Origin of the sequence: Lysobacter zhanggongensis (assembly GCF_046638635.1) — a bacterium.
GTDB classification, from domain to species: domain Bacteria; phylum Pseudomonadota; class Gammaproteobacteria; order Xanthomonadales; family Xanthomonadaceae; genus Novilysobacter; species Novilysobacter luteus.
Map to the genome: position 1 here is coordinate 1 of NZ_JBJXHK010000083.1, position 8,517 is coordinate 8,517.

Below are 8,517 nucleotides of genomic sequence, written 5' to 3' on the forward strand. Positions count from 1 at the left end.
GTCGCACGTCCGGCCCCGACGCCGGCCGCGCGCGAGCGAGGCGGCTCCCGGATGGAGCAGGTGATGCGTCGGGCGCGCAGCGGCGCGGTCGAGCGGTCGCGCGAAGTCGAACCCTGAGGCGCGCGTCCGCGGATGACGGCGATCCGCGGGTATTGACAGATTGCGTCGTAATGCGACGTAATCGGGTTGACGCTTCAATGTCGACGTCCGGCACGGAATCACGGATCCCCCCTGTTCCGTCCCTGTCGGACGTCGGCGCCTACACCGGAAGCCCCGCCACGCGGGGCTTTCGCGTATCCGGGGCTCGCGCGCCCAGCGCTGCACACGCGCCTGCATGGATCGATTTGGCCCTCGAATCGCGCGCCCGCGCAGCGCAAGTCCCGCGCATCGCGTGACCGTGGTCGCATTTGTGGCGGCCTCAACGGCCAGCGCTGGCCAGAAATAAAAAAGGGGCCGAATGTCCCCCGACATTCGGCCCCTGCGCTTCCCCTGCGGGCACTTGGTCAGCCCCTGTTCCAATTCCGACCGGCGCCAGGCGCCTGCCCCGCTGGGTGCAGGAATGGGAACGCACGAAGCGTGCCAAGGTTGACGCGGGGTTAACACCGATTGTGAATCCCGTGGTCAGCGACGCAGCCCGACCGGGCAGCGGCCGTAGAATTCGCAACCACGCCCCGCCGCCCACGGCCAGGGTCCGGACATACGATGAGCACCAGCTTTTACCAATACGACGTGATCGTGGTCGGCGGCGGCCATGCCGGCACCGAGGCGGCGCTCGCCTCGGCCCGGGCCGGCGCGCGCACGCTGCTGCTGACCCACGCCATCGAAACGATAGGCGCGATGAGCTGCAACCCGGCGATCGGGGGCATCGGCAAGGGCCACCTTGTCCGGGAGATCGATGCGCTGGGCGGCGTCATGGCGCGCGCGGCCGACGCCGCCGGCATCCAGTGGCGCCGCCTCAACGCCAGCAAGGGCCCGGCCGTGCGCGCGACCCGCTGCCAGGCCGACCGTAACCTCTACCGCGGTTTCATCCGGCGCACGGTCGAGGCCCAGCCGGGGCTGACCGCGTTCCAGGCGGCAGTGGACGACATCGAGTTCGCCAATGGCCGGGTCGGAGGCGTGCTGACCCAGACCGGCCTGCGCTTCCACGCGCCGGCGGTGGTGTTGACGGCCGGCACCTTCCTGGCAGGCCGGATCCACGTCGGCCAGGCCACCCATGCCGCCGGCCGCGCCGGTGAGCCGCCGGCCACCACCCTCGCCCAGCGGTTGCGCGAGGGCCCCTTCGTCGTGGACCGGCTCAAGACCGGGACGCCGCCGCGGATCGACGGGCGCAGCCTCGACTACACGGTGATGGACGAGCAGCCGGGCGACGACCCGCGGCCGGTGTTCTCGTTCATGGGCTCGCATGCCGACCACCCGGCGCAGGTCTCGTGCTGGATCACCCACACCAGCGAACGCACCCACGAAATCATCCGCGCCGCGCTCGACCGCAGCCCGCTGTACACCGGCCAGATCGAGGGTGTCGGCCCGCGCTACTGCCCGTCGATCGAGGACAAGGTGGTGCGCTTCGCCGAGAAGGCCAGCCACCAGATCTTCGTCGAGCCCGAGGGCCTGGGGGTCGCCGAGATCTACCCCAACGGCATCTCCACCTCGTTGCCGTTCGACGTGCAGCTGGAGCTGGTGCGCAGCATCCGTGGCTTCGGCAACGCCCACGTCACCCGGCCCGGGTACGCGATCGAGTACGACTACTTCGACCCGCGCGGTCTCAAGGCCACGCTGGAAACAAAGGCGGTCGAAGGCCTGTTCTTCGCCGGGCAGATCAATGGCACCACCGGTTACGAGGAGGCCGCCGCACAGGGTCTGCTGGCCGGCCTCAACGCGGCCCGGCAGGTGCGCGGTGCCGACGGCTGGAGCCCGCGTCGCGACGAGGCCTACCTCGGTGTGCTGGTCGACGACCTGGTCACCCACGGCACCACCGAGCCGTACCGGATGTTCACCAGCCGCGCCGAATACCGCCTGCAGCTGCGCGAGGACAATGCCGACCTGCGCCTTACGCCGGTCGGGCGCGGCTTTGGCCTGGTCGACGATGCGCGCTGGTCGGCGTTCGAGGCCAAGCGCGAGGCGATCGAGGCCGAGCAGGCCCGGCTCGGCGCGGTCTGGGCGGCGCCCAACAACCCGCTGGCCCGTGAGCTCACCCAGCAGCTGGGCGTCGAGGTCAGCCGCGAAACCCGCGCGATCGACCTCCTCAAGCGGCCCGAACTGGACTACGCCCGGCTGCTGACGTTGCCTTCGCTGCAGCCGGCGGTGGCCGACCCGGCGGTCGCCGAGCAGGTGGAAATCGGGGTCAAGTACGCCGGCTACCTGGACCGCCAACGCGGCGAGATCGAGCGCCAGCGCCGCCACGAGGACACCGCGATCCCCGCCGGTTTCGACTTCGCCGTGGTCCGCGGGCTGTCGGCCGAGGTCGCCGGCAAGCTCGAGCGCGTGCGCCCGCAGACCATCGGCCAGGCCCAGCGCATCCCGGGGATGACGCCCGCGGCGATCTCGCTGCTGCTGGTCCACCTGGCACGGCAGCGGCGCGAGCGCGTCGCGTAGGCCGCGCACCCGCGGTCGACTCCGCGCTAGGCTGCGGCCATGCGAATCACTGCCGCGACTGCCTTCCTGCTGACCACCACGCTGATGGCCTGCCAGCCGGCCACCGAGCAACCATCGACGACCGCTGCCGACACCCCTGCCCGGCCAGCGGACGCGGCGATCGAGCCGTGGTCTCCCGAGCGGTGGTCTCTCCCAGTGCAGGGCGATGCGGCCCAGCCGGACCTGGTCGCGACACCGGACGGCGACCTGCTCCTGTCCTGGATCAGCCCCGATGAGGACGGCCACGTGCTGTCGTTCGCCCGCCATCGCGACGGCCAGTGGAGCGCACCGCACGCGATCGCGCGCGGCGACGACTGGTTCGTCAACTGGGCCGACACCCCGCACATCCTGGCCACCGCCGATGGCGCCGTGTGGGCGCACTGGCTGCAGAAGTCGGCCGCATCGACCTACGCCTACGACGTCGCGCTGGTGCGCTCGGCCGACGGGGGCGCAAGCTGGTCGGCGCCGGTGCTGGTCAACGACGATGGCACCCCGACCGAGCACGGCTTTGTTTCCCTGTGGCCCGCCGGCCGCGACCGGCTCGGGATCGCCTGGCTGGACGGGCGCGAAACCGCCGGCGCCAGCCACGACAGTCACGACGGTGGCCATGATGGACCCGCCGGACATGCACCGGCCGATGCGGCGGCGATGACGCTGCGCACCGCGGTGTTCGATCCGGTACTGGCGCGCAGCGGCGAGACCCGCATCGATGCCATGACCTGCGACTGTTGCCAGACCGACACCGCGGTCACCGCGCACGGCCCCCTGCTGGTCTATCGCGACCGCAGCGCGGCGGAGATCCGCGACATCGCCGCCACGCGCTTCCAGGACGGCCGTTGGACCGAGCCCGCGCCGGTCCATGCCGACGGCTGGACGATGCCCGCCTGCCCGGTCAACGGCCCGGCGGTCGACGCCGTCGGCGACGCGGTGCTGGTTGGCTGGTACACCGCTGCGAATGATGAGCCGTCGTTGCGGCTTGCACGCTCCGACGATGCCGGCGACCACTTCAGTGCCCCGCTGGAGCTCGACCGCGGCGCGCACGTGCAGGGCCGCGTCGATGTCGTGCTCGCGGGCGGTTCGGCCTGGGCGCTGTGGACGCGCGAGGATGGCAGCGGCCAGTCGCTGCAGCTTGCCCGGCTCGCGCCCGACCTGTCGGAGGAGTGGCAACGGTTCGAACTCGCCCGACTGCAGGGCCGTGGTCGCGGCACCGGGTTCGCGCAACTGGCGATGGGGGCGGACGGTACGCTTCACGTGGTCTGGACCGACGTGGTCAACGGTGCGCCGCGGCTACACGGTGCGCGTATCCGCTTGGCTGGCTGAGCACTCGCCACTTCGTCGCGCATCCCTCGACGCAGGGCTGCATCACGCTGCCATTGCGTCGCGGTCACGCCTGCAGAACGGTTGGGTTGGTTGACTCGCCCCGACGCGCGGCGCCTGCCGCGCCAACGACAAGGCGAGGCAACCATGGCAACCCGCAAGTCCACACCGCCCGTCCGCAAGGGCGCCGCCAGCAAGAGCACCGCGGCCAAGAGCAGCGGCTCCGCCAGCCAGGGCGAATCCACCGCGCGCAAACAACGCAAGATCCAGGACAACGCCGAGGCGAAGGCCAAGGCGAAGTCCGGCGCGTCGGGCGGCAAGGCCAAGAAGCAGCCGGTGCAGGCAGGCGCGCGTCGGCAGCCGGCCAACCCGATGCCGGCCCAGCACCTGGAAAAGCCCGGCAACGAGCACGAGCTCGAGTTGCAGCCGCGCTACCTCGCACCCGACTACAAGGGCAGTGGCAAGCTCGATGGCATGGCCGCCATCGTCACCGGCGCCGATTCCGGCATCGGCCGTGCGGTGGCGGTGCTGTTTGCGCGCGAGGGCTGCGACGTCGCGGTGCTCCACCTGTCCGAGCACGAGGACGCCGAGGCCACGCGCCAGGCGGTGGAAGCGGAGGGCGCGCGCTGCATCGTCATCGCCGGCGACGTCAAGGACACCCGCTTCTGCGAGAAGGCCGTCAAACAGACGGTCAAGGCGTTCGGCCGGCTCGACGTGCTGGTCAACAACGCCGCGTTCCAGCAGCACGCCGCGCGGCCCGAGGACATCGGCGACGCGCAGTGGGACGAGACCCTTCGGACCAACATCGGCGGCTACTTCCGGATGGTGCGCGCGGCGCTGCCGCACATGGGCGAGGGCGGCAGCATCATCAACACCGGCTCGGAGGTCGCCATCTTCGGCAGCGCGCAGCTGCTCGACTACTCGGCGAGCAAGGGTGCGATCCACGCGTTCACGATGTCGCTGGCGGCCAACCTTCTCGACCGCGGCATCCGGGTCAACGCGGTCGCGCCGGGTCCGGTGTGGACGCCGCTCAACCCGGCCGACCGCCCGGCGGAGAAGGTCGCGAAGTTCGGCAAGGACAGCGACATGCGTCGCCCCGCGCAGCCCGAGGAAATGTCGCCGGCCTACGTGTTCCTCGCATCGCCGGTGTGCTCGGGCTACATCAACGGCGTGATCCTGCCGGCGATGGGCGGACCGCGCGGGTGACCGCCACGGCGCCTCCGCCGCGGGTCATGCGTCCGCGCGGGGCGGGGCATTGAGGCCCTCGCGCAGCCGGGCTACTTTTCGCGCCGCCAGTTGAGCGAGCCGCGGTTCTCCAGCGTGCTCGATTCGATCTCGATGTCGAACCCGCGGCCCAGCAGGTACTTCAGCACCAGCACCTGGCCGGTGCCGAGCAGCGATACGCCGTAGCTGACATACAGCCGCGGTGACAGCTGCTTGCCGATGCCGAACACGCTGCCGCCAAGCGCGCGGCTCTGCATCACCCCGGCGTCGTCGAGGCCGATCCGTGCGCCCAGTTGCGAGGCCAGCAAGCTGCCGCCGGCAGTGAGCGCGGCACTGGCGGCGTTGACGTCGCCGCGCTCGCTGCCGGTCAGGCTCGACAGCGGACGGCCCAGGGTCAGGTAGGCCAACGCCTCGGACTGGGAGGTGGCCGGGTTGGCCCAGACCTCCGCCTCGGGCGCGCTGGCGCGGCCACCGACATCCACGCCCGCGGTGACCTCGCCGACCACGCGCTCGGCGCGCAGGTTGATGAACGGGTCGGCAATCGGGTCGTCGGACCAGTTCAGGCGGCCGCGGGTGATCCGCAGGTCCTGGCCGTAGGCGGTGTACTCGCCGCTGACGTCGAGGCTGCCGCGGGCGAGCATCTGCCGGCCCGGCCGCGCGAGGATCCGCACCCGCCCGTCGAGCCCGCCCTCCAGCCCGAAGCCGTCGATCCGCACGTCCTCGCCGAGGATCACCAGCAGGTCCATCGCCAGCGGCGCGCCGGGTTCCGCCTCCGGGTCGAGCGGGTCCAGCACGACCACGTCCGGCGACGCCGACACGCCCTGGTCGAGGCCCTCCAGGTCGATCCGCGCCTCGGGCACGACGACCTCCCCGGTGAGTTCCAGTGCCTGCCCGGCGCGGTAGCTGACGCGCAGGTCGGGGCTGGCGATCGCGCGCAGCTCGCGGGTGTCGGACACCAGCACGTCGGTGCCGCGCAGGTCGAGTTGCAGCGGTGCGTCGCCGCCCTGCCAGTCGAGCGTGCCGTCGATGTGCAGCACGCCGCTGTCCGGATTGCCGGCGGCCGACGACGACCGCACGCTGCCGGCGATGCGCGCGCTGCCATCGGGCGCCGCGTCCAGGCGCAGCGTGCCGTTGTGCAGGGTGATCGCCAGCGCCGGGACCTCGGTGCTGAAACCGGCCAGCTGCGCCTGCCCGCCCAGCCTCGGCGTGTCGCGGGTGCCACCGAGCGACAGCCGCGCCTCGAGCCGGCCGGTCGGTTCGACGATGTCGGGCGAGAACAGCTCCAGCCAGGTCAGCTCGTCGGTGTCGAGCGAAAGCCGGCCGTCGAGCGGCGAGTAGGCATCCCAGCCGGTGGCCAGCCGCGCGTCGATTCGGCCATCGTCGTTGAGCACGGCGCCCAGTTCGGCCTCGATGCCCTGGGGCCGGAAGTTGGCGGTGAGTAGCAGGTCGTCGTAACGGACCAGCTCGGTACGGGCGCGCTCGCTGGTGCGGAGCCCGCCGCGGGCCGACGACAGCCGCGCCTGCCCGCTCCAGCCATTGCCGACCGGGCGCAGTTGCGCGTCGAGCGCGAGTTCGCCGCTCAACACCCACGGGCGCCCGGCTTCCGGCTCGGGCAGGTAGCCGGCCACCAGCGACAGCGGCAGTCCCTGGCCGGTCACCGCCAGCCCGTTGCGTGGCCAGTCGGCGTCGACGCAGAGCGCGCCGCCCGCGCTGGATGCCAGGCAGGCGTCGTCCAGCCGCGCCGCGAGCGCGCCGCCGGCGGTGCTCCAGCCGTACGCGGCGGGCGCGCGCAACTGCCAGCTGGCGCCACGGGCCGGTTGCAGCTGTAGCGAGGCCAGCGTACCGGCCCAGCGCGCGCCGCTGCGGGCGAGGTCGCCGGCCAGTGCCAGGGTGCCGATGTCGCCGCTCGCGTTGGCCTGCAGTTGCAGGTCCTCCACCGCACCGCGCGCATCCACCTGCAGGCGGTCGAGCGCGATGCCCAGGTCGAGCCCGGTCGCGTCGATGTCGAGCACACCACCGCCGCCCGTCCACGGCAGTTGCCCGTCCACCTGCAGCGACGCGGCCGTCCAGTCGCCATAGCGCAGGCCGGATCCGTCCAGCCGCGCGCGGACATCGGGGGCGGTGCGCGGGCCGTCCAGGTGGACCTCGCCGCGCAGGATGCCGGCACCGTCGGGCAGCAGGTCGGCCAGTTGCAGCGGCGCGAACCGCGCATCGATGTCGAGCCGGTCGCCGACCTCACCCTGCGCCTCGATCCGGCTGCCGCCCAACGCCAGCGCAAGCTCGCCCTCGTAGCGGGTCGTGCCCCCGGCCGGCGCCGCGCCATGCATCGCGAACTGGCCGCGACCGTCGAGTGCGCGCCCGCGCAGTCGGCCGCCGAGATCGGGTACGTCGACCGCGACGTCCAGGCCGCCGTCGGCGCGGGTGCGTCCGGTGGTCGCGATATCGCCGTTGACCGCGCCATCCCAGCCGCTGGCGAAATAGCCGGGGTCGAAGCCGGCCAGTCGCGCATCGACGTCCCACGCCAGCGACGGCGCCCAGCCGACGGTGCCGGTCGCGTCGAGCATGCCGGTCGGCATCGCCACGGCGAGCGACTGCAGCCGCATGCGCTCGCTGTTGCCGCGGCCGTCCAGCTGCAGCGTCGCCTGCTCGCCGGCCCGTTGCAGCGTGGCGCGGCCCACCAGCGCCCACGCCTGCAGCGTGCCGGCCAGGCCGAAGTCGCCGTCGGCCTCGATCACCGGCGACGGCGGTGCACCGGTGGCGGCCGTGCCACCCCAGCGCAGGTCGCGCGCGTTGGCGGCGAAGCGGAACGTGGCGTCGGCGGGATTGTTGAAGTCTGCGCGGCCGCGCACCCGCAGGTCGCCGTCGAACACCTGCAGGTGCAGCGGATCGAGCTGCAGGACCTGGTCCTCGACCTGCACGCGCGACTCCAGCACGCGCGNCGAAGCGGAACGTGGCGTCGGCGGGATTGTTGAAGTCTGCGCGGCCGCGCACCCGCAGGTCGCCGTCGAACACCTGCAGGTGCAGCGGATCGAGCTGCAGGACCTGGTCCTCGACCTGCACGCGCGACTCCAGCACGCGCGCCTCGAACGTGCCCTGGCGGACCACGCCACTGATGGTGGCGCGGCCACCGACGCCGTCGGCGCGCAGCTGCAGCGCCATCGGGGCTTCGCTCGGCGTCGCACCCGGGTCGGCGAGCAGGCCGATATCCAGCGCTTCGGCATCCGCGCGCAACTGCCAGCCCGGCGGACCGATGTCCGGTGCGGTCACGACCTCGCCCAGCCCTTTGACCGCCTGCGGCGCGGTGTCGCCGCGCAGCACCAGCGTCGCCTGCAGCGGCCCCGGCGC

5 protein-coding genes are annotated in these 8,517 nt (G+C 72.5%); 4 read left to right on the forward strand and 1 reads right to left on the reverse strand.

Annotated elements, in window-relative coordinates; all coding sequences use genetic code 11:
- Positions 1-702 precede the first annotated feature (702 nt).
- The 3 genes from mnmG (at position 703) to ACKVMH_RS11390 (ending at position 5,154) form a co-directional block, all read left to right on the forward strand.
- On the forward strand, positions 703-2,592 hold the full coding sequence (gene mnmG / locus ACKVMH_RS11380; RefSeq protein ID WP_412700371.1) for a tRNA uridine-5-carboxymethylaminomethyl(34) synthesis enzyme MnmG: 1,890 nt from the start codon (positions 703-705) through the stop codon (positions 2,590-2,592).
- A gap of 39 nt (positions 2,593-2,631) precedes the next feature.
- Entirely contained in the window at positions 2,632-3,951 is a 1,320-nt protein-coding gene (locus tag ACKVMH_RS11385; protein ID WP_412700372.1) for a sialidase family protein, read from the forward strand.
- A gap of 144 nt (positions 3,952-4,095) precedes the next feature.
- On the forward strand, positions 4,096-5,154 hold the full coding sequence (locus tag ACKVMH_RS11390; RefSeq protein ID WP_412700373.1) for an SDR family oxidoreductase: 1,059 nt from the start codon (positions 4,096-4,098) through the stop codon (positions 5,152-5,154).
- Between the two features lie 71 nt (positions 5,155-5,225).
- Here ACKVMH_RS11390 and ACKVMH_RS11395 read toward each other — a convergent pair whose 3' ends face one another.
- Complete coding sequence (locus tag ACKVMH_RS11395; RefSeq protein WP_412700374.1) at positions 5,226-8,105, reverse strand: translocation/assembly module TamB domain-containing protein; 2,880 nt, start codon at positions 8,103-8,105, stop codon at positions 5,226-5,228.
- Between the two features lie 85 nt (positions 8,106-8,190).
- Here ACKVMH_RS11395 and ACKVMH_RS11400 point away from each other — a divergent pair.
- The coding region (locus tag ACKVMH_RS11400; protein ID WP_412700375.1) for a hypothetical protein at positions 8,191-8,517 on the forward strand (327 nt) is incomplete at its 3' end.

Excerpts from the sequence above, each read along its gene's own strand:
- mnmG (WP_412700371.1), top strand. The coding sequence starts at position 703 with ATGAGCACCAGCTTTTACCAATACGACGTGATCGTGGTCGGCGGCGGC.
- ACKVMH_RS11385 (WP_412700372.1), top strand. The coding sequence starts at position 2,632 with ATGCGAATCACTGCCGCGACTGCCTTCCTGCTGACCACCACGCTGATG.
- ACKVMH_RS11390 (WP_412700373.1), top strand. The coding sequence starts at position 4,096 with ATGGCAACCCGCAAGTCCACACCGCCCGTCCGCAAGGGCGCCGCCAGC.